The following is a 19342-nucleotide window of genomic DNA, read 5'->3' as shown; positions in this document are numbered from 1 at the left end:
TCGATAGCAACCTGATGCAGGCGTAGTTTACTGGGTATCGGCCGTTTCCCATTCGGGCTTTTGCCAGACGCGGACATAATCTATGATCATGTCCATCGGGCTGACGGCATTCGGAGTTTCTTTCTCGAAGAGAGCAAGGTCGACAACGACGTAGAGCGGAGTATGAAACTCCCGGAGCATAGGGAAACGGGCAACTTCAGCTCTATTGAAGTAGATGATGACATGCTCGGGCGTAATGGCCGCGCCATAGGTATGCCAATTATCGCCAAACATATTCCCATTAATTTTGTTCTGGGTCGATTTCCACCAATGCTTGCTGATCTCGCCAGCGCGGAGTCTTCTTGCTGGCCAAAGGTGAACCGAGGAATGAAGGCGGCTCCAATTCTGCTTTCCATATGCTTCGACGATGTCGATCTCGACGCGCGTTTGGGAAGGATCGGCATACTGGTTAGCGGAGAGGAGCCAGAAAGCGGGCCATGATCCATGACCGGGAGGGAAGCGCGCCTTCATCTCGAAGTAACCGTAGCGTTGCGCAAAACCTTCTCCCCTCGAATTCATGGATTGCATCAAGCCGGAGCGCCACCTGTCATCTCGTTTTTCCATCCTGATCGTGAGCCGGCCATCCTCGACAAAAAATGGCCCTATGGCTGTTGGCGGCCTGAAAGAGGCGCCTCCGAACGGGCCGTGTACAGGGGCGAACCATGGCCCGGCCCCGAGATCTGTCGTGATGCTTAGCTTGTCGAAGTCATCGGCGAATGTCTGGGTAAAGCCGTTAAGATCGAGCGGCTGCCCGGCGAAGGACTTGTCCCAGGCCATTTCGGCCAGCACCTCGGGACTCGATGGATCATCAGAAACCTGCATCGACTGCGATGCATGCGGGAATGCCATCCACACGAACATTGAGACCGCGAATGCCACAGCGCGAGCACTTTTCGTATTCGGATGTATCCATCCATACATTTTCTGGCGCCTCGTTTCCTCTGGCATCTCAGCTCAGTCACACTTGGGACCACGCCTAGCATCGGAAGTTACGTACGCTTGAAATATGGGCTGAGGTCGAGGTTACAATACTCAGCAGCTTCCATGCTGCTGCAGGACGACTGGAATAGTCTTGACGAGAATGATGAAGTCGTTTGAGAGACTCCAGTCCGTGACATATGCGGTGTCCAAGGCCACCCTCTCGTCATAGCTGCAGTCGCTTCGCCCGCTGATCTGCCACAAGCCGGTAATGCCTGGCTTTACCGACAAGTAGCAGCCTATCGCGTCGCCGTATTTGGTCATTTCACTCTCGACAATGGGCCTTGGTCCGACAAGGCTCATCTGGCCGAGAAGCACATTGATCAGTTGCGGCAGCTCATCCAAGCTTGAGCGGCGCAGAAAATCTCCAACCCGCGTCACCCGTGGGTCGGAACCAAGCTTCTGTTTTTGGGACCACTCAAGAAGTGCGCTCTCATTGGCGCGCAGATATTGGCCCAACAGCACATCGGCATTGACCACCATGGAGCGAAACTTAAAGCATGTGAACGGCCGGCCAAACCGCCCGATCCTGACTTGCCGGTAAAAGACAGGACCTGCGCTATCAAACTTTATCGCTGCAGCGATCAGCAGCAATAGTGGAATAATGCACATCAGACCCACAGCTGCGATGGCGATATCAATGATGTGTTTGCCTGCCTGCCTTCTCGCGAGATGATCTGCATCCGACAACGCAAGGCCACTGATGGGATTGTAGTATCGCATGATACGACTTTCCTTGCATGCAGGCTGGTGGATACCACGCTCGTGGCCAGATATATTTTTATGCTACGCTATTTATTACTTCGCAAGAGCGGCCACTACTGGTGATCCGACTACAATTAGGAGCGCTTTGAGAACTCGAAATATTGCTACATGCACTGAGTTTTGACTCAACATTTTAGAGACTGGTCATCAAAAATGTTCAGATTTTGTCGGCAGAGAAAAATATGACCCACAAAAAGAGGTATCAGCTAGTCCGTACTAGGTATTTGCCGGATCAAGTATTCACCTCGTCAACGCTCAAGTTTTTGAGTATACTGACTCGACAGCGTGACCATTCGCGCTTCAGAGTACATCTACGTATAATCTTCTTATACGAAAGCTAAGCCGGACAGCAAAATCTTCACTCGCTAAATAATGTATGAGCAAAATTACGTCGAGCGCGTCAAAGAATTTACCTTATGGCAGAAATGTCTGGCAATTGCCAATCCATGCTTCCTGTTATTCGCCGGCAATTGCTTATTTATATTTGTCGACGCTCTACACCTGCGTTTAGTGTGTAATAACTGAAACCCACTCGCTTCGAGCCACTCTCGACAGAGTTCAGTGATAAAGCAATGCTCAGGTCATCAGCGAAACGCTTGGTATATGGTTATACGAGTGACCTCGCGAATGTATTCCTTACTCATTACCGGGTACATAGCCGCATACCAGATTTTAAAAATCAGCCATGGTTTACCGATCGCATTGCATTCAGAAGACTATATCCGCAGCCGCATTTCGCTCCTTTGACCGACAAGGTTAAGGTTCGCGACTATGTTCGCGAACGTGTAGGAGAGCGGTATCTCATTCCGGTTTATAAGATCACCACGGACATGGAGAGCATTCAGTTCGAAGAACTGCCCTCATCCTTCGCCATGAAGGCAAGCCACGGGTGCGGATGGAACGAGTTTGTGCGGGATAATGACGGCCGGAATACCGAATTTCTGCGCAAGAAAGCGCAACACTGGCTAGGACAGAATTTTTATCATGTCCGCCGAGAGCGCCACTATAAGGAAATCCCGCCTCGGATCATGTTCGAAGAGCTGCTGATTGATCGTGGCGTTCAGCCGAACGATTATAAAATCCATTGTTTTCGGCGCAACGATGCTCTCACTCAAATCATTCAAGTCCATTTCGATCGTTTCGGCGATCACAAGGTGAATTTCTTCACTGCGGACTGGGAGGCCATCCCCCTCAGTCATGGATATAAATCCCTGCCGCCGACGCAGGTACAGCCTCCTGAGAATCTGGAAGAGATGCTCAACGTGGCGAGAATTCTGTCCAGTGATTTGAATTATGTCCGGGTCGACCTCTACTCTCTTGGAGGAAAGATCTACTTTGGCGAGATGACATTCACGCCCGGCGCCGGTTTGATGTGTTTCAATCCCTTATGCGCCGACAAGCAATGGGCCTCCCTGTTCGATCCTGATCGACGGTAGAGCCGAAGGCGGCTCACCGATATCCTCAAGCCGTATCGATCAAGAGAAAGGGCGCCCGCAGGGAGCGCCCTTTTTCCATTCATAGATGCCGGTTGCTTAGATGATCATGAAGTCGGCGTGGGTGAGCGCCAGACCTTTGTTGACCTGTGCGAAGAGCACGGCAGCGGCGCTTCCCGTGCCATCTGCATCATAATAGATCTTCCCTTGGGCCCGGCCGTAGATCACCCGGTCGCCAGAATCGAGCGCGCGGGTTCCGGTGACGAAGGCATCGCTTGCCAGAGTTCCAAGGCTCGCATTCGGGAATACGCTGCTTTTCAGGTGGATCGTGTCGTCCGCGATGCTGAAGTCAGTGATCCGATCCACGTTGTTGGAGGCGTTGCGCGACGTGCTGAACACGAACACGTCGTGGCCCGCGCCACCGGTCAGCGTATCGTTACCGGCACCACCATCCAACGTGTCGTTGCCGGAGCGGCCATCCAGCCGGTCGTTGCCGCCTCCCCCTGAGAGCTTGTTGTTGACCCAGTTTCCGACCAGGACATTGTCACTGGAATTGCCGGTGCCGTTGATGTTCGCACTGCCCAGAAGTGTGATGTTGTTGAGATGCGTAGACAGCGTGAAATCGATGGTGCTCATGACAGTGTCAGATCCGCTCCAGCTCTCCTCGATGATCACGTCACCGACGTTATCGACATAATATGTGTCGTCGCCGGCGCCGCCGATCATCGTGTCGGCACCCGCACCGCCATCCAACGTGTCGTTCCCGTCAAGGCCCTTGAGTTGGTCGTTACCGCCGTGTCCGTAAAGCTTGTCGGCGAACTTAGTACCCGTCAGAACGTCATTCGACGATTTGCCGTTCAGCGTCACAGGGCCTGTCGGGGTGTTCGGAATCGGCATAGGGGGCGGGCTGCTGGACCCGCTGGCATAGGCCTTCACATAATCCACGACCATCTCGTAGGTGCCAGATGCCTTCGAGGCCTCGGCGGGCAGCATGGCGAGATCCAGCACCATGTAGAGCGGCGTCTTGAACGCATCCACCGTCTTCATTCGGGCAATTTCCTTGCCGTCCATGTACGTGATCATCCAATCCGGCGTGACAAGGCCGCCATAGGTGTGGAACTGACCATCGAACATCGACCCCGGCAGGTCCGAATAGAGAGACTGGTGCAGGTGGGCCTTGGAAGAGTCCTGCCTAATGTGAGCGACGGTATGGTGACCATCCGGATCGCCGCCGTAAGCTTCGACGATATCGAACTCGGTGCGGACCGTGCTCGGATGCGCCGTCGGATTACCGTACCGGTTCTGCGAGTTCAGGAAGAAGGCCGGCCATGAGCCGTAGCCCTCGGGGAACTTGGCGCGAACTTCAAAGTAGCCATACTGCTGAGCGAAGCCCGCGCCCCATCCATTGACGGACTGGATGGCGCCGGACTGCCACTTGCCGCCCACCTTCTCCATTTTGATCGTCAGATTTCCGTTCGCAACCTTGAACGGACCATCCGCTCCGACCGAATCCTCGAACGTCGCGGAACCGAAGTCATATGTGCCGCCCGACGACCAGCGCGTTCCGGTACTGTTCGGAGAAATGCTGAGCGTGTCGAATGAATCGTGGAATGTGGTGGTATAACCGCTCAGGTTGAGAGGCGTGCCAGCGTATTGCTTAGTCCAAGTATTGATAGAGAGAGCCATTTTTTCACTATGATTAAACGCGCCCTTCCGGAGGAAGCGAGTTGATGCCTCCGCTGGGAATATTAGCGCAATGAAAGATTATGCTGCTAACGCAGCAGAAGGGATTTGAATCTTGAATGGCGGGTGAGCGGCCCTAAGGCGCGCTAGACACGAATAAAATCAATCAATTGCAGCCCCCTTTGTGAAATTGATCTTATAGTATGAGTTTTTTACTATTTATTACTATATAATACGAGTAATTCAGACTTGCTGCTTCGGTCAACCCATTTTTTGATCAGCTCGCCAGCAAGGGCCACGAAGAGCTGTGAGCAAGCACGACGTACCTGGTCGCCTGCGCGTCGGCCCGACCTCACTATACTCGACAGATCATGGCGAAAATTGCGCGGCCATGTGCTCTTCAACGGCCACTGCTTTGAAGATCACGGGATGCGCCTCCTTCGAATGCAAGGAGCGCGTCAAAGCTTGCATGAGCGCATCGCTCCCATGTGAAGGTTTGCGCGTGAGTTAGGCAATGAATCCGCATGGCGGCGTTGCTGGTGTGATCCTGGATCCGCTCGATCGCCAGAGCGGCCGCAGGGACGTCTCCCTCGTCGGTGACGTAGCCCGTAATGCCGTTTTCGATGACCTCGGGAATGCCTCCGACTCGCGTTGCAATAGTGGGGCAACCTTGCGCGGCAGCCTCGAGGATGACCAAGCCGAAGCCTTCGATTTTATCAACCATTGAAGCGGCGAGCAGCAACTGACATCGTGCCATGCGAAACAGGCGCCGTATGTCTTCCTTTGCGAGCGCGCCAGTCAGGATGACCTCGAACGGAAGTTCGGCGGCCGCAGCGCGGATCTCGGCCTCGTAAGCAGGATCGATCACCTTTCCCGCAATCACGTATTTGATGTTCCCGTACTCGCTCAAACGCTGATACTCAGTAATGGCCTTGAGCGCCGTCAGGTGGCCCTTGCGGCGCTCGAGGCGTCCCAAGGTACAGAAGACATTGTCGTCAGCTTGAAGCTTGGAGAGCTGCGGGGACGTGAATGGTCCGATGATCTCGTCGAACCAATCTCCATCCACTCCGAGATGAGCGACTACACACTCGTTCAACCCATCGATGCGCTCTTTCAGCATACCGGCCGTCGATGCGGAATTTGCAACGACGCGCCGGGCTCTCCGGTAGATCGACTTGAGCAGCGGATAATCGGGGCGTTTGGGCGAAATTTTCAGCACTTCGCTCCCGTGAACCATGACAGTATAGGGACGACCGTAGCTGACATTTGCAAGCAGCCCGACTAGGCCGGAGCGAATATCCGCGCAATGCAGAAGCGTTCTTTTCTCCATGCGTGCGAGTTTCCATAGCGCCTTCGATACGCCCCGGATGTTCAAGGTCTGATGCCGCAGCGGGCGATAGACTGACATACCGTGATCGACCGGCATCACCTCATCGTATCGGGGTGCTATGATGGTGACTGGGTGTGTTCTGGCTATTGTCCGCGCAATGTTATCGGCATAGGTCGAGATGCCGCCTGGAAAAGGCGGAAATTCAAAGGCAATGACCGCGAGAGAGACGTAACCTTGCCCCTGCAATGAGGTTTCCGGACGGCTCATGAGCTCCCCCGCCATCAATGGGACCTTACATTCAGCGGTCTGTCGAGGCGATTGCGGCCCCCGGTACTATTGGCGCATGGCTCACTGCATTGGCTCCGAGTCCCACCCGAAGATGAACCTCCACCGTATCCCCAGGCTGAAGCTCGGTATCCTCGGCTGCGTCCAGTTGGGCGACGCCCGTTTCCATTTTACGATAGATCACGATAATCATCCCCGCCTTTGCGGCGAGCAGCGCATCGGTTTTTGCAGTGGATGTCAGCAGCACCCGCTCCCGCAAGCTTGCCGTCTGCACCCGAAGCGTCTCCAACCTGGAATTGGCTTCCTCCAATTCCTTGATGTTGGCCATCCTATATGTGTCCTCGTGCCGCTGAAGGCGTGATTTGAATTCATCCAGTTCTTTCTTTGCGTATTCGGCGGCGACACCTGTCTGTAGCGCACGGCTCGATGCGAGAAGCGCTGCTCGGCGAACTTCAGTCACTCGCGTGACAGGCACGATGCTTTTGGCGGAAAGCTCCTTCACACGCTTCAATTCCTCTTCGTCCAGCTTCGCGCCCTCACTCTCGTTCTTGACCTGCTCCGAAAGAGTAGACACCCGCACCTCGGCGGCCTTGATAGCCGCCACGAGGATGCCCTTCTGGTTCTCGTAGTCGGTTTGCTGGACGGACAGAATATCCTCCTGCAGTCGAGTGATGTTTGAAAGGATTTTCGAGTCAAGCGGTGGAAGACTCGCATGGTCCAGCGGCTCCTTCTGGCCGAGACTTGCCTTGAGGCGCCAAACGCGGGCCGTCTCCTTCGATAAGTCGATCAGGCTGGCCGAGTGTTGGCTTTCGATATCGATGGCCCGAAGCTGCGACTTGTCCTCTTCCGTGCGCAGAAGGTCATAGCCGCCGCTGACGACGACTGCTTGCCGTACTGTAAGTCCGGGCTTGAATGGCACCTCCCCTGTGCGCGCGACATCGCCTGTCACGTATATCGGCCGATAGGACAGAAGTCGCAGATTGATATCGCGCGCTTCAATCACCCTCATGGACCCTGTCGCGGTCTGGTAAACCTGTTGCGAGAGTCGTTGCTGCAAATGCTCCCGCAATTCCGCAATACTGAGACCCGATGCAGGAATAGGCCCGATCAAGGGAAACGAGGCCTGTCCGTCCACATCGATCGCGACGGGCTGGCGCTCCTCCGTGGTCCCGGTGATGGCAAACTCCACCGCATCGCCCGGCGCCAGCTTGTACTCAGCAGCCAAGGTTGGCGATGCAAAAAGCGCGAGAGCCAGAAAGCTGCAAATCCGGTATCGTGACGGCCGCCGCTGTTTAGACATAAGACCATCCTCAAAAAATCCCGACAGTCGTTCGTACTCATGCCCACGAATGGCTCCGGATATGAAGCCGGGGCTAAACAAAACTGATGCTGATACAAATCGAAGTTCAGGCTCTTAAAGATTCACGATTGCGTCGAATATGCAGGTAGAGACGCTCACTGACACTTGGCAAAGAAACTTGGCAAAGGCTCTGAGAACAGCCCGCAGGCTGAAGCCGGTAAGAGCAACACAACATTGTAGGGCGAAATATGACCAGTCAAGTCACGCCTTATTGTGCCGTATCGCGTCCTTAAGCTCAGCCGCAAGGCTCTGCGATCAGAATGCAAATCTGGTTTCATGGAGGTAACGCTCCAGCTTTCGCCTTTGAACAGGGATGCGCCACGGCATCAGAAGTGAGTTTCGGACATGCTTCCAATAGGCACGCTGCATGGCCTTCCTGGTAGATGACCCCGCCTCGCGATGAAAAGCCCGAAGAGTTGGATAACGATCCAAAACGTCCTGATAGACGTTTAAAAACCGCCCATTCCAGGGTGGGCCATCGTAGAACCAGGGTTTCATGCCACCCGTAAAGTGAATAATGCGGACGTCATAGGCGTCGGCCCTATCGAGATTGGCGTAAAGCGATGTGAAGTTATAGGCAGGGCTCAGGATGTCCCTGCTGCCGATACAGACCGCATTGAGAGCGCTTTGATCGTGGAAGCGGCAATTTACGGAACGGCCAAGATAGTATTGCATAGCCTTGCTGGAAAACATCTTCCAGCTTGAGCGCCTGAAGGCCAGGACACCTGCATTGAAGTAGTCCCTCGGGTCGGCAATTCCCAAATCATCAAGGTATGTTCTGGTCTCTCTCCATCGTTGACTGGACTCGCCGTCCAAAAGCCATACCCCATCACATGCGGCGAGGATCCTTCCCTTCTCCACCGTGTGCATGATCAATGGAGATATGTCGCCATTGATGTAAATGTCACCATCGAGATAGATGATGTGCTCATATTGCTCGGGCAGCAGATCTCCCAAGACGAGGCGGGCGAGCGTCGCTTCTGAGACATGCGTCTGGTTGAAAACAGTGCCCTTCGGCGGCAGGAAGTGTTCAGCCTCCATGCGCTCGAATGTGATGTACTCACCGAAACAGCGATGAAGCGCCCTGCTTTCATCAATAGTGACGCCAATCAGGTACACGAGAAGGTCGGCAACAGCCGAGACGCGCTCCTGGCTGGCGATCTGGAGCGCCGCCGCAATCGTCGGGACGACAAAATCCCTATCGGTTGTGAAGACGACCAATCTGTCCTTCATGATCGGTCTATCGTAGTCGAGAGAAAGCGACATTTGCGCGGCAGGGCAACTTCGCTCACCGGCATACGAGATCAATTGATCTCGCTTCTTCATCGCGACTGACGTCACCACGGAGGTAGTCCTGGCGAGCGAGATTGGAGCAGATCGGTTTCGTGAAAAATTCAGCGTTGTGCACCAGCACCTATCATCTCGCCATATTTGGCGAATGTTCTGCGGACCTGCCATCGCGCCTCAAGCAAGCCGGAAGGTTGCATGTACTTCTCAAGGGAATGGAAGGGCGGAGGTAATGGAGAAGGTTTCGATCTACATTCCAACCCGCAATCGCCGCCGCTCGCTCGAAAAGGCGGTCCGCTCGGTTTTGGAGCAAAGCTATACCGACATTGAAACCGTGATCGTGGATGATGCCTCGACGGACGATTCATGGAGGTTCATCGAGGAAATCTCTGCATCGGACAACCGGGTCCTGGCATTTCGGAACGAAAGCCCGGGCGGTGCTCCAAAAGCGCGCAATCGAGCCATTTCCGCCGCAACCGGCCAGTTCATCACAGGCTTGGACGATGACGACTTCTTCCATCCTGATCGTACCGCGACCTTCGTCGCGGCTTGGAAGTTGTTTGCCGATGCAGGTGTGACGCCGGCGTTTCTCTATTCGCAGGATGTCGCAACCAGCTCAAATCGCGTAGACACATCCTGGAAAAAGCCGGGCTTCGCGGAGGCTCACGATCTCCTGATCCAGAACGTCGTCGGCAATCAGGTGTTTGCGCCGAAAGCGCATTTCATCGAATGCGGCTTGTTCGACGAGGATATGCCCGCCTGGCAGGATCTGGAGCTCTACTACCGCATGCTGAAGCGATACGGATCGGGTAGGCTCGTCGATCTGCATAGCTATTATATTGACCTGTCTCCGCGCACCGACCGCATTTCGGCGGACGGAACCCGGGTCAGAAAAGCGTTTGAGCGGATGCTGACGAAGCATCCTGAAATCACCGGACGAAGGAAACAGCAACTCTTCCTGCAACTGATCTCCCCCAAATACGGTATCTATCCTGGACTTGCCGATTGGATGCGTATGGTGAGCTGGGGCTTCTGGCCAAGAGGCTTCGCGCGCATGTTCCGGCGTCAGATCCAGGCTCGCAGCATATGACGGGAGGCCGGCGGCAGCCTCATGCATCACACATGATCTCGCGTTCATTGTTCCGGAAAGGCGACGGCCTTGGATCAAAAAGACTCTGTTAGAGGCCGGCTTGGGCGCGGCGCCTTCTGGCTGGCGTCTTCGAGATTGATCGTCAATGCGATCGGCCTGCTGAGCACCGTTGTCCTGGCACGATTGCTGACCCCGTCCGATTTCGGATTGGTAGCCATTGCCACAAGCGCCCTGGCTGTCATCACCGCGTTCACGAACATCTCCCTTTCGACGGCTCTCATCAGTCTTCCCGATATTACTGCCAAACACATCGACGCGGCCTGGACCTTGAATCTCATGCGGGCCGTCGTACTCGCGATCCTATGTGCAGTCTGCGCATTTCCCATGGCCAGATTCTATGGCGACGACAGGCTGGTCCCCATCTTCATAGCTCTTGGCGGAGTCGTGTTCTGCAGCGGCCTGAGCAGCCCTAAACTGGCGATCCTCAACAAGCGTCTCATCTTCTGGCCCGACTTCGTCCAGAACGTGAGCGCGAAGGTCTTCTCCACTGCAACGGCCATCATCATCGGGCTCTTGCTGAAAAGCTATTGGGCCATTGTTGCAAGCGCAGCGGTTTTGCAGATCATCCCCGTTGTGTTGAGCTATTACTTCGCTCCCTATCGACCCAAGCTCTCCCTTGCCGGCTCGCGTGATCTGCTTTCGTTTTCCATATGGCTCACGCTCTCAGAGGCGATCAACACCCTCAACTGGCGCTCCGACAGCCTGTTCATCGGCGCATATCTCGGCACCAAGCCGCTCGGGTTCTACACGGTAGGTTCGGATGTCGCGGCCATCGCGACAAGGGTGACGACGGTGCCGCTCTTTCAGGCCCTGGTGCCTGCCTTTTCTCTCATTCAAGGCAATCCGGCGAAGCTGGCCCGAGCCTATCGCGAGATTCAGTCCCTGACATTCACGCTCGGCTGTCCGATGGGCCTTGGCTTTGCGCTCGTCGCGGACCGGCTCGTTCCTCTCATCCTGGGGCAGCAATGGCTGCCGACCATTCCGATCATGCAGGCCGTGTCCGTGCTGTTCGCCATTCAAACGGTCACAACCGCCAACCAGCCTTTGGCGCTCGCAATGGGTCGCACAAGGGTGATCTTCTGGCGCGATGTCCTGGGCTTTTTGATCCGCATGCCGCTGACGGTCGGAGGGCTGTTTGCCGGGGGATTGATGGGCCTTTTGGTCGGACGCGTCTGCGCGGGGATTATCCATTCGGCGATCAGCGTCGGCGTGACCCGCCAGTTGATCGGCGTCACCGTGAAGGATCAGTTTGCGGGCATCTGGCGCGCCGCAACGAGCGCCCTTCTCATGGCTCTAGCCGTCAGCCTCGCAAAATCAATCTTGGGGTCGAGTCAGGACCATATCGCCCTGGCATTGCAACTCGTCGGCCTGATTTTTCTAGGTGCTCTTGTCTATGGCGTATCGCTCTTCACGATCTGGCACCTGCAGGGAAGGAAGGCCGGGGCAGAGCGCGCGCTAGTGAACCTGCTATCGTCTCTACGATCAAGGAAGTGACGGGAGGCTAGAACCCGCCTCAAGCAGCCTGACGGAGCCAGGGTGCTAGCGGATCTCTTCCTTGCCCCAGTTCTCGCGAGCCGCCTGGTCGGACATCCTTTTTTCCGTCGGCGTCAGCTGGTTGCGGCGGCCGGTGTACATGTAAAGAAAAATACCCATCAGCAGCGGACCACCGATGATCACGAGGGCCCAGACCCAGCCGTCTGCGATATCGAACATACAATGTCTCCCAAGGTAGCCGCGCAGCGCGGCCCTAACTCAGTCTGAGGGGCTAACCGGGAGATAAAGTCGTTGTTCCCGCTCGCGGATCGCCATAGGCAGGACATCGGAGCACAACTGAGTCACACCTATGCCGATTCCGATTCTCGACCCCGACGATCCCCGGATCGAGCCCTACCGCGCCGTGCGCGAGCGGGATCTCGTGGGCCGGCAGCATCGCTTCATCGCCGAGGGAGAGGTGGTTCTGCGCGTGTTGCTGAAGCAGTCTCGGTTCGAAATCGAGTCGCTGCTTCTGGCGGAAAACAGGCTAGAGAGCCTCGCCGATGCGCTGACTGCCCTGAAGCCGGACGTGCCGGTCTACACGGCCAACCGTGCGGTGATGGACGCTATCGTCGGCTTCCCGATCCACCGGGGCATTCTGGCCGTCGCCAAGCCCCCGGCCCTGCCACCCGTCGAGGAGTTCCTGAGCCGCATGCCCACTGACGCCCTCGTCGTGGGCCTGATCGGGCTTGCCAATCATGACAATGTGGGCGGCATCTTCCGCAACGCCGCCGCCTTCGGCGCCCAAGGCCTGCTGCTTGATCAGGAGAGCTGCGACCCGCTCTATCGCAAGGCCATCCGCGTGTCCGTGGGCGGGGCGCTCGTGGTGCCCTTCACCCGGGCAGTTTCCGCCACCGCGATGGTCGAGGCTCTTCAGGCGGCGTCCTTCGAGGTCATTGCGCTCTCACCTGCTGGGCGCGAAGTCCTGTCCCAAGTGAAACCGGCGCGGCGCACTGCCCTGCTCCTCGGAGCCGAGGGTCCGGGCCTTCCGCCCGATCTACTGAACCAAGCCCGCACCGTCTCGATCCCCATGAGCGGCGGCTTCGATTCCCTCAATGTCGCCACCACGAGCGGTATCGCCCTGCATCATTTGGCATCGGGAACCTCCGCCTGATCGCCGACTTGTGAAGATGTTCGTCCCTTGCTTCGAAGCGTGGCCGTTCTAGGCTCTAGGCATCGATTCCGGGAGGACGATCTTCATGACCATGACACGCCGTACGATTCTTGCCGGCACCGCGCTTGCGGCTGCACCTATTGGAGGCTCCGCCGCCTTGGCCCAGACGAGTTCCACCCCAGCACCCAGCGCCGATGCGCGCCAAGCCCCCGGCTTCTATCGCTACAAGGTCGGCGATATCGAAGTGACGGTGATCAATGATGGCTTCGCCCGCCGTCCAGTCGAGGGCTTCATCAAGAACGCCGAGCTCAAGGATGTGCAGGCCGCACTGCAGGACGCTTTCCTGCCGACGGATTCATTGCCGCTGACCTTCAACACCCTCGTGCTGAACCAGGGCGGCAAGATCACCCTCATCGATACCGGCAACGGCGATTCAGGCGCTCCGACCTCCGGCCGCTGGATGGCGAATTTCCGCGCAGCAGGCTTCGACCCGGCCCAAGTGCACACGGTCGTCATCAGCCATTTCCACGGCGACCACATCAACGGCCTGCGCTTGAAGGACGGCACGGCGGTATTCCCGAACGCCGAAGTGATGGTGCCGGAAGCAGAGTGGGCTTTCTGGATGGACGATGCCCGCATGAACCAGGCGCCCGAGGGCATGAAGGGCGCCTTCCAGGGCGCGCGCCGCGTGTTCAGCCCCATCGCGAACAACGTGAAGCGCTATGAGATGGACAAGGAGGTCGTGCCCGGCCTCACCAGCATCGCAGCCCCCGGACATACGCCCGGCCACACGGCCTACATGCTCTCCTCCGGGCAGGCTAAGCTGATGATCATGTCAGACGTGACGAACCACCCGGCCCTCTTCGTCCGTAATCCGGACTGGTCGGCGGTGTTCGACATGGATGCGGACCAAGCCCGCGCCACTCGCCGCAAGATGCTCGACATGGCCGCCAGCGAGCGCGCCCAGGTCGCCTTCTATCACGCTCCCTTCCCGGCCACGGGCCATATCGCGAAGGACGGCAATGGCTTCCGCTTCGTACCGGTGCAGTGGAGCGCGGCGGTCTGAATTAAGAGCGCGGGCGGCTCAGCCGCCCGCCGTTTCCCCGAAGATCCATTCCAGGGTGGCCACATCCGCCCCTATGGGCTCGATGAAGAACATGACAGGCGTCTCGTAGGGGTGCCGCTCCTTCAGAGCCTGCTGCACCCGCTCCTGAAGGCTCTTTCGCGTCTTGAGAATGCCGACGACCTCCTCGCCCCGCTCTACCTCTCCCTTCCAAGCATAGACCGAGCGCATCCCAGGCAGCGCATTGATGCAGGCGATCAGACCATCGCGCACGAGCGATTCGCCGATGGAAAGAGCCGTGTCCATATCGGGAAAGGTTGTATAGACGAGGAGTGGGCGATCCATGCTATGCCTCTCAAAGGATTGTCGCAGCCGGTTGGGGCGTAACGAGGGTATTTGGGCATGGCCCGCCGTTTCAACAGCATTGCATTCGTGGCCAGCGAAGCCCCTGACGCGCAGAGCGCGCTTCAGGACCTGCAGGGCCGCTATGCCCATGTGGCTCCGGAAGACGCCGACGTCATCGTGGCGCTCGGCGGCGACGGCCTCATGCTGCAGACCCTGCATGCCTTCATGGGCACGGCGAAGCCGATCTACGGCATGAACAAGGGAACCGTCGGGTTCCTGATGAACGAATTCAGAGGCGAAGACCTGTTCGAGCGTTTGGAGAATGCCGAACGCAGCGTCGTCCACCCTCTCCTCATGGTCACCTGGGACGTGACTGGCATGGCGCATACCGCCCGCGCCATCAACGAGGTCTCCATGTTGCGGCAGACCTATCAGGCCGGAAAGCTTCGGGTGAGCATCGACAACCGTGTGCGCATTCCCGAATTGATCGCCGACGGTATTCTCGTCGCGACTCCTGCGGGCTCGACGGCCTATAACCTCTCCGTCGGCGGCCCGATCCTGCCGCTGAACTCGCCGCTTCTCGCACTTACACCGATTTCCGCCTTCCGCCCCCGCCGCTGGCGCGGAGCGCTTCTGCCGGATCATGGAAAGATCGAGATCGAAGTGCTGGAACCCGAGAACCGCCCTGTGAGCGCGGTGGCCGACCACACGGAATTCCGCAACGTGGCGCGAGTGCATGTGTCCATGGACAGAAGCGTCGATCTCGTGATGCTGCACGACCCCGGCCACTCTCTCGACGAACGAATCCTGCGCGAGCAATTCGGTTATTGAAATCTTTAAGGCATGAACAACATGCCCGTGTTGAGGAGGATATGCCATGCACGATGAGAACAGACACCCGCGTGGCGGCCTTTACTTCGAGGACTTCGCCGTCGGCTCGACCATCAAGCACCGACTCACCCGCACGGTGACGCAGATGGACAACATGCTGTTCTCCAACATGACGCTCAATCCGCAGCCGCTCCATATCGACGCGCATTTCTGCGCGACTGAAACGGAATGGGGCAAGCCGCTCATGAACTCCCTGTTCACGCTGGGCCTGATGATCGGCATCTCCGTGAACGATACGACCGTGGGCACAACCATCGCCAATCTCGGCATGACGGACGTGAAGTTCCCCGCACCCCTATTCGAGGGCGACACCATCAACGTGACGACGGAAGTCGCCGACAAGCGCGAGTCGAAATCGCGCCCCGATGCGGGCATCGTCGACTTTATCCACCGTGCCTATAAGCAGGATGGAACGCTCGTCGCCGAGTGCCGCCGCCAGGCCTTCATGCGCAAGAGGAACGCCTGATGCGTTCGCTGCTTTTCGTTCCTGGCGACAGCCGGAAGAAGCTCGACAAGGCGCTGACCTCCGGCGCCGATATTCTGCTGATCGACCTGGAAGATTCCGTCGATCTCAGCGCCAAGGACGAAGCGCGGAAAGTCACTTCCGACTTTTTGTCCGAGCATGGAAGCAGCACGAACCGTCCCCGCCTCTATGTGCGCGTGAACGGCCTCACCACGGGCATGATCGATGCCGATCTCGACGGCGTCATGCGGTCCGCGCCGGACGGCGTGGTGCTGCCGAAGACCATCGGCGGCACGGATGTGGCGCATCTCGGCGCGAAGCTCGCCGTGCGCGAAGCGGAATTCGGCCTTGCCGATGGCGCAACGCGCATCCTCGCCATCGCGACGGAGAATGCCGCCGGCGTCTTCGCGCTCGGCACATTCGCCGGATCGAGCCACCGCCTCATGGGCCTGACCTGGGGCGGCGAAGACCTGTCCGCCGATATCGGAGCGGAGACCAATCGCGACGAGAGCGGCGCTTACACCGATCCCTATCGCCTCGCCCGCTCGCTGACGCTCTTCGGCGCGGCTGCGGCAGGTGTCGATCCCATCGATTCCGTCTTCACGAATTTCCGCGACATGGAAGGCCTCGCCACCGAGTGCCGCGCTGCGCGCCGAGACGGTTTCGTGGCGAAGATGGCGATCCATCCCGCCCAAGTGCCGGTCATCAACGAAGCCTTCACACCCTCACAGGAAGCTATCGAGCGCGCAAAAGCCGTGATCGAAGCCTTCAAAGCCAATCCGGGTGTCGGCGTCGTCGGCGTAAATGGCGAAATGCTGGACCGCCCGCATCTGCTGCGGGCGGAGCGGCTGCTGAAGCGTGCGGGCTAGGTCAATTACGCTGTTTGCGCAGAGTGTGCTCGTCTCAGAGCCATTGCAAAGCAGATGACCGCGCGAGACATGAGGCGAACAAGTCATCGCCAATAAATTGCCTGTATTGCATTCCTTCCTATAGCAGCACGCGTTCGAACCAACACGAGATCATGGATAGTTTCCTAGACATGCGCTGAGCCGCGAGACCAGTACCTGGCAGGAGGGGCATTTCATGGCTCAATCCAGAAGTACGGCACCGAGTTGGGTCCATTTATCGAGTGACCTTGCTGCGAACCATCCGCAGGTACGGTCGAAAGCCGACGAGAGGGAACACTCGCCAGCCTCCCTTGTGAAGACATACGAACAGAGTATCACCTGCTGCCCTGCCTGCCATTTCTCGCTCCGATACGAAGGCGACACACAAGTTCTCTGTTCGAATTCCGAATGTCCCTATGCGAGCGATGGCTTTCCCTTCGTCGGTGAACAGCCTGTATTGATCGACTTCGAGAACAGCATCTTTGACCGCTCCCGTTACAACGATGGCAGCGGCTCGGTTTTACGAAGGGACTTCATGAGGTCCAGCCCGAAGTCCCGTTTACGCAATGTCATCCATGGTACGAACAGGATCGCAGAAAAGAAGGCGAGTCATTTCATTGATCGGGCGAAAGAACTCTCGCCTCGCCCACGGGTTCTTGTGATCGGCGGAGGTACCATGGGCTCCGGAGCGAAGGAGCTTTACACCGATTTGGACCTGAAGGTTGTCGGCACCGATGTCTATGCTTCGCCGCTCACTGTCCTGCTCGCGGATGGCCACCAATTACCGTTCAAGGATGAAGTCTTTGACGGTGTGTGGATACAAGCGGTGTTGGAGCATGTTCTGGAGCCGCAGAAAGTCGTGGAAGAAATTCACCGCGTTCTTCGAGAAGGCGGCGTCGTCTACGCCGATACGCCCTTCATGCAGCAGGTACACGAGAACGCTTATGATTTTACGCGGTTCACTTTAGGCGGACATCGGTGGCTTTTCCGTCGCTTCGACGAGATCGAATCCGGCACGGTCGGAGGAGCAGCCGTCGCACTCAGGTGGTCGGTCCGTTACTTCGCGCGTGCCATGGGCGCAGGCGACAGGATTTCCCAGGCATTGTCCATGCCATTCAGTCTGCTCCGGTTCGTGGAGCGCTTCGCCAAAGCCGGCGAGAACGCGGATGCTGCGAGCGGCGTGTTCTTTCTCGGCACGAAATCCAACAGATCACTTCACCCGAAGGACATGGTGTCCTTCTACGACGCACACCGCTAGCAGCTGTTTTGCACCTAGCCGCCGGGTCGTGTGATCGAGAACTTCGTGTCCGGCGTGGAGACGAAGTAATCGCGGTAGCCTGCCCGTGCGATGGGGCGCATGGCGGCAGTGTCGAGGAGGCCGTTCACGATGTAGCGGTCGTCGATATGGATGCCGACCACCTGCCCGATCACGAGATAATACGACGGTTCGCCGCCATCGAGTGGCGTCAGCGGCACGGTCTGAAGCCATTTGCATTCGAGCGCGGCGGGTGAATCCGCCACGCGTGGGGGCTTGACCATCTTCGAGGGAGCAGCTGCCAATCCCGCATGGTCCATCTCGTTCACGCCGCGCGGCAGCGCCGCCGAGGTGGCGTTCATCTTGTCGCGCAGGTCGTAGGTCGCGAGATTGCAGACGAATTCCTTCGTCTCTTCGATGAACGTGAGCGCGTCCTTCTTTCCCGCCGAGGAGAAGGCCACCATGGGCGGGCGCTCCGAGATCGCATTGAAGAACGAATAGGGCGAGAGGTTGATCTCGCCTTTCGCACTCATGGCCGTGATCCAGCCGATGGGCCGGGGCGTGACGATAGCCTTGAAGGGATCGTGCGGCAGGCCGTGGGCATTCGAGGCGGTCTCGTAGAACATGGGCTTTCGACGTCTCAGAACCGGGTGATGATATCGGCAAGGTTGGGACGGTCGCGATCCGCCGGTGTTTCCGTGGCCGTGCCGATATGGATATAGCCCGCGATTCGCTCACCGGGTGCAAGACCCAGCGCGTCGAGGACACGGCGGTCGAAGGCGGACCAGCCTGTGAGCCAGGAGGCGCCGAAGCCCATGAAGGTCGCAGCCGTCAGAAGATTCATGCAGACGGCGCCCGCCGAGAGTTCCTGTTCCCATTCCGGGATCTTCGCATGCGGGCCTGCGCGGGACACCACCGCCACCACCAGAGGCGCCAGGGCGAAGCGGTTGCGCTCCGTGGCCAGCTTAGCCTCGTCGGCGTCGGGATTGTCGGTCTTGAAAGCTGAGACGAGGACCTCACCCATCCGCTGCCGGGCCTCCCCCTCGATGAGAATGAAGCGCCAGGGCACCAGTTTGCCATGGTCCGGCACCCGGGAAGCCACCTTGAGCAGGGTCTCGATCTCCTCCGCCGAGGGGCCGGGTGTGCCGAGCCAGCGGGACGGAACGGAACGGCGGCTCAAGAGGCGGGAAAGGCTTTCATTCATAGGATCTTCATTCGGGTTGAATAGTGTGAAACAATGAAGGCGGATACCCCCGCAAGGGCGGAAGGCAGCAGGCATGGTTCCTGCCATGGTGTTGCCGTCTTGCTGCTGTTCACAAGCGCGGGTTCTCGCAGATGAAGGCCGTTGCAACGAAAAAAGCAGCAACGGATGTATAGGGGGAGCGCGGTCACACGCCAAGCAGGTTTCCGGCCTGGGGCACGCCTTGCGGCTTGCCTGATCAAGACTGGGCAAGGATTGGCGTAGGGTCGCCTAAGGGGAC

At 57.8% G+C, this 19342-nt stretch carries 19 protein-coding genes; 9 read left to right on the top strand and 10 right to left on the bottom strand.

What is annotated here, in order from left to right:
* Window positions 1-27: 27 nt before the first annotated feature.
* Both AB4Y85_RS16955 and AB4Y85_RS16950 read right to left on the bottom strand, forming a co-directional pair.
* The gene (locus AB4Y85_RS16955) at window positions 28-918 is read right to left on the bottom strand and encodes a glycoside hydrolase family 16 protein (RefSeq protein WP_441986098.1); all 891 of its coding nucleotides are present in this window, start codon (window positions 916-918) and stop codon (window positions 28-30) included.
* Window positions 919-1071: 153 nt separating this feature from the next.
* Window positions 1072-1740 (bottom strand): sugar transferase, encoded by a 669-nt coding sequence (locus AB4Y85_RS16950; protein WP_441986097.1) that lies wholly within the window; start codon window positions 1738-1740, stop codon window positions 1072-1074.
* Window positions 1741-2525: 785 nt separating this feature from the next.
* Between AB4Y85_RS16950 and AB4Y85_RS16945 the strand changes: the two genes are divergently transcribed.
* Window positions 2526-3218 (top strand): ATP-grasp fold amidoligase family protein, encoded by a 693-nt coding sequence (locus tag AB4Y85_RS16945; RefSeq protein ID WP_441986096.1) that lies wholly within the window; start codon window positions 2526-2528, stop codon window positions 3216-3218.
* Window positions 3219-3314: 96 nt separating this feature from the next.
* On the opposite strand, the gene AB4Y85_RS16940 is transcribed toward AB4Y85_RS16945, so the two are convergent.
* The 4 genes from AB4Y85_RS16940 to AB4Y85_RS16925 all read right to left on the bottom strand — a co-directional run bounded on the left by AB4Y85_RS16940 (window position 3315) and on the right by AB4Y85_RS16925 (window position 9217).
* Window positions 3315-4901, bottom strand: a complete 1587-nt coding sequence (locus AB4Y85_RS16940; RefSeq protein WP_441986095.1) for a family 16 glycosylhydrolase — start codon at window positions 4899-4901, stop codon at window positions 3315-3317.
* 397 nt (window positions 4902-5298) lie between these two features.
* The gene (locus AB4Y85_RS16935) at window positions 5299-6495 is read right to left on the bottom strand and encodes a glycosyltransferase family 4 protein (RefSeq protein WP_441986094.1); all 1197 of its coding nucleotides are present in this window, start codon (window positions 6493-6495) and stop codon (window positions 5299-5301) included.
* A 31-nt stretch (window positions 6496-6526) separates the two neighbouring features.
* Window positions 6527-7813, bottom strand: coding sequence for a polysaccharide biosynthesis/export family protein (locus AB4Y85_RS16930; RefSeq protein ID WP_441986093.1), 1287 nt, complete (start codon window positions 7811-7813; stop codon window positions 6527-6529).
* 315 nt (window positions 7814-8128) lie between these two features.
* On the bottom strand, window positions 8129-9217 hold the full coding sequence (locus AB4Y85_RS16925; protein WP_441986092.1) for a glycosyltransferase family 8 protein: 1089 nt from the start codon (window positions 9215-9217) through the stop codon (window positions 8129-8131).
* A 175-nt stretch (window positions 9218-9392) separates the two neighbouring features.
* On the opposite strand from AB4Y85_RS16925, the gene AB4Y85_RS16920 reads away from it, so the two are divergent.
* Together AB4Y85_RS16920 and AB4Y85_RS16915 are read left to right on the top strand one after the other, a co-directional pair.
* Window positions 9393-10250 (top strand): glycosyltransferase, encoded by an 858-nt coding sequence (locus tag AB4Y85_RS16920; protein ID WP_441986091.1) that lies wholly within the window; start codon window positions 9393-9395, stop codon window positions 10248-10250.
* Between the two features lie 69 nt (window positions 10251-10319).
* Window positions 10320-11804: a lipopolysaccharide biosynthesis protein gene (locus AB4Y85_RS16915; protein WP_441986090.1), complete on the top strand. Its 1485-nt coding sequence runs from the start codon at window positions 10320-10322 to the stop codon at window positions 11802-11804.
* Between the two features lie 45 nt (window positions 11805-11849).
* Here AB4Y85_RS16915 and AB4Y85_RS16910 read toward each other — a convergent pair whose 3' ends face one another.
* On the bottom strand, window positions 11850-12023 hold the full coding sequence (locus AB4Y85_RS16910) for a hypothetical protein (RefSeq protein ID WP_441986089.1): 174 nt from the start codon (window positions 12021-12023) through the stop codon (window positions 11850-11852).
* Window positions 12024-12153: 130 nt separating this feature from the next.
* Here AB4Y85_RS16910 and AB4Y85_RS16905 point away from each other — a divergent pair, with 130 nt between their 5' ends.
* A complete protein-coding gene (locus AB4Y85_RS16905) occupies window positions 12154-12957 on the top strand; it encodes a TrmH family RNA methyltransferase (protein WP_441986088.1) in 804 nt (267 codons plus the stop codon).
* A gap of 85 nt (window positions 12958-13042) precedes the next feature.
* Window positions 13043-14023: an MBL fold metallo-hydrolase gene (locus AB4Y85_RS16900; protein WP_441986087.1), complete on the top strand. Its 981-nt coding sequence runs from the start codon at window positions 13043-13045 to the stop codon at window positions 14021-14023.
* Window positions 14024-14041: 18 nt separating this feature from the next.
* Here the strand turns inward: AB4Y85_RS16900 and cutA are convergent, their stop codons facing one another.
* On the bottom strand, window positions 14042-14365 hold the full coding sequence (cutA, locus tag AB4Y85_RS16895; protein WP_441986086.1) for a divalent-cation tolerance protein CutA: 324 nt from the start codon (window positions 14363-14365) through the stop codon (window positions 14042-14044).
* Between the two features lie 57 nt (window positions 14366-14422).
* On the opposite strand from cutA, the gene AB4Y85_RS16890 reads away from it, so the two are divergent.
* From AB4Y85_RS16890 to AB4Y85_RS16875, 4 genes are all read left to right on the top strand, one after another.
* Complete coding sequence (locus AB4Y85_RS16890) at window positions 14423-15196, top strand: NAD kinase (protein WP_441986085.1); 774 nt, start codon at window positions 14423-14425, stop codon at window positions 15194-15196.
* A 46-nt stretch (window positions 15197-15242) separates the two neighbouring features.
* Window positions 15243-15722, top strand: coding sequence for a MaoC family dehydratase (locus tag AB4Y85_RS16885; RefSeq protein ID WP_441986084.1), 480 nt, complete (start codon window positions 15243-15245; stop codon window positions 15720-15722).
* Window positions 15722-16588 carry an HpcH/HpaI aldolase/citrate lyase family protein gene (locus AB4Y85_RS16880; RefSeq protein ID WP_441986083.1) on the top strand — a complete coding sequence of 289 codons (867 nt, stop codon included), beginning with the start codon at window positions 15722-15724 and terminating at the stop codon, window positions 16586-16588. Before AB4Y85_RS16885 ends, AB4Y85_RS16880 begins: the two co-directional genes overlap by 1 nt.
* Before the next feature lie 694 nt (window positions 16589-17282).
* A complete protein-coding gene (locus AB4Y85_RS16875; protein ID WP_441986082.1) occupies window positions 17283-17864 on the top strand; it encodes a class I SAM-dependent methyltransferase in 582 nt (193 codons plus the stop codon).
* A 14-nt stretch (window positions 17865-17878) separates the two neighbouring features.
* Here the strand turns inward: AB4Y85_RS16875 and AB4Y85_RS16870 are convergent, their stop codons facing one another.
* Together AB4Y85_RS16870 and AB4Y85_RS16865 are read right to left on the bottom strand one after the other, a co-directional pair.
* Window positions 17879-18487, bottom strand: a complete 609-nt coding sequence (locus AB4Y85_RS16870; RefSeq protein ID WP_441986081.1) for a flavin reductase family protein — start codon at window positions 18485-18487, stop codon at window positions 17879-17881.
* 14 nt (window positions 18488-18501) lie between these two features.
* Complete coding sequence (locus AB4Y85_RS16865; protein ID WP_441986080.1) at window positions 18502-19065, bottom strand: nitroreductase family protein; 564 nt, start codon at window positions 19063-19065, stop codon at window positions 18502-18504.
* Window positions 19066-19342 lie beyond the last annotated feature (277 nt).

The sequence above is a fragment of the Microvirga sp. 2YAF29 genome (genome assembly GCF_052114605.1).
In the GTDB taxonomy this organism is placed as follows: domain Bacteria; phylum Pseudomonadota; class Alphaproteobacteria; order Rhizobiales; family Beijerinckiaceae; genus Microvirga.
This window is presented reverse-complemented; position numbering and strand designations above follow the sequence as displayed.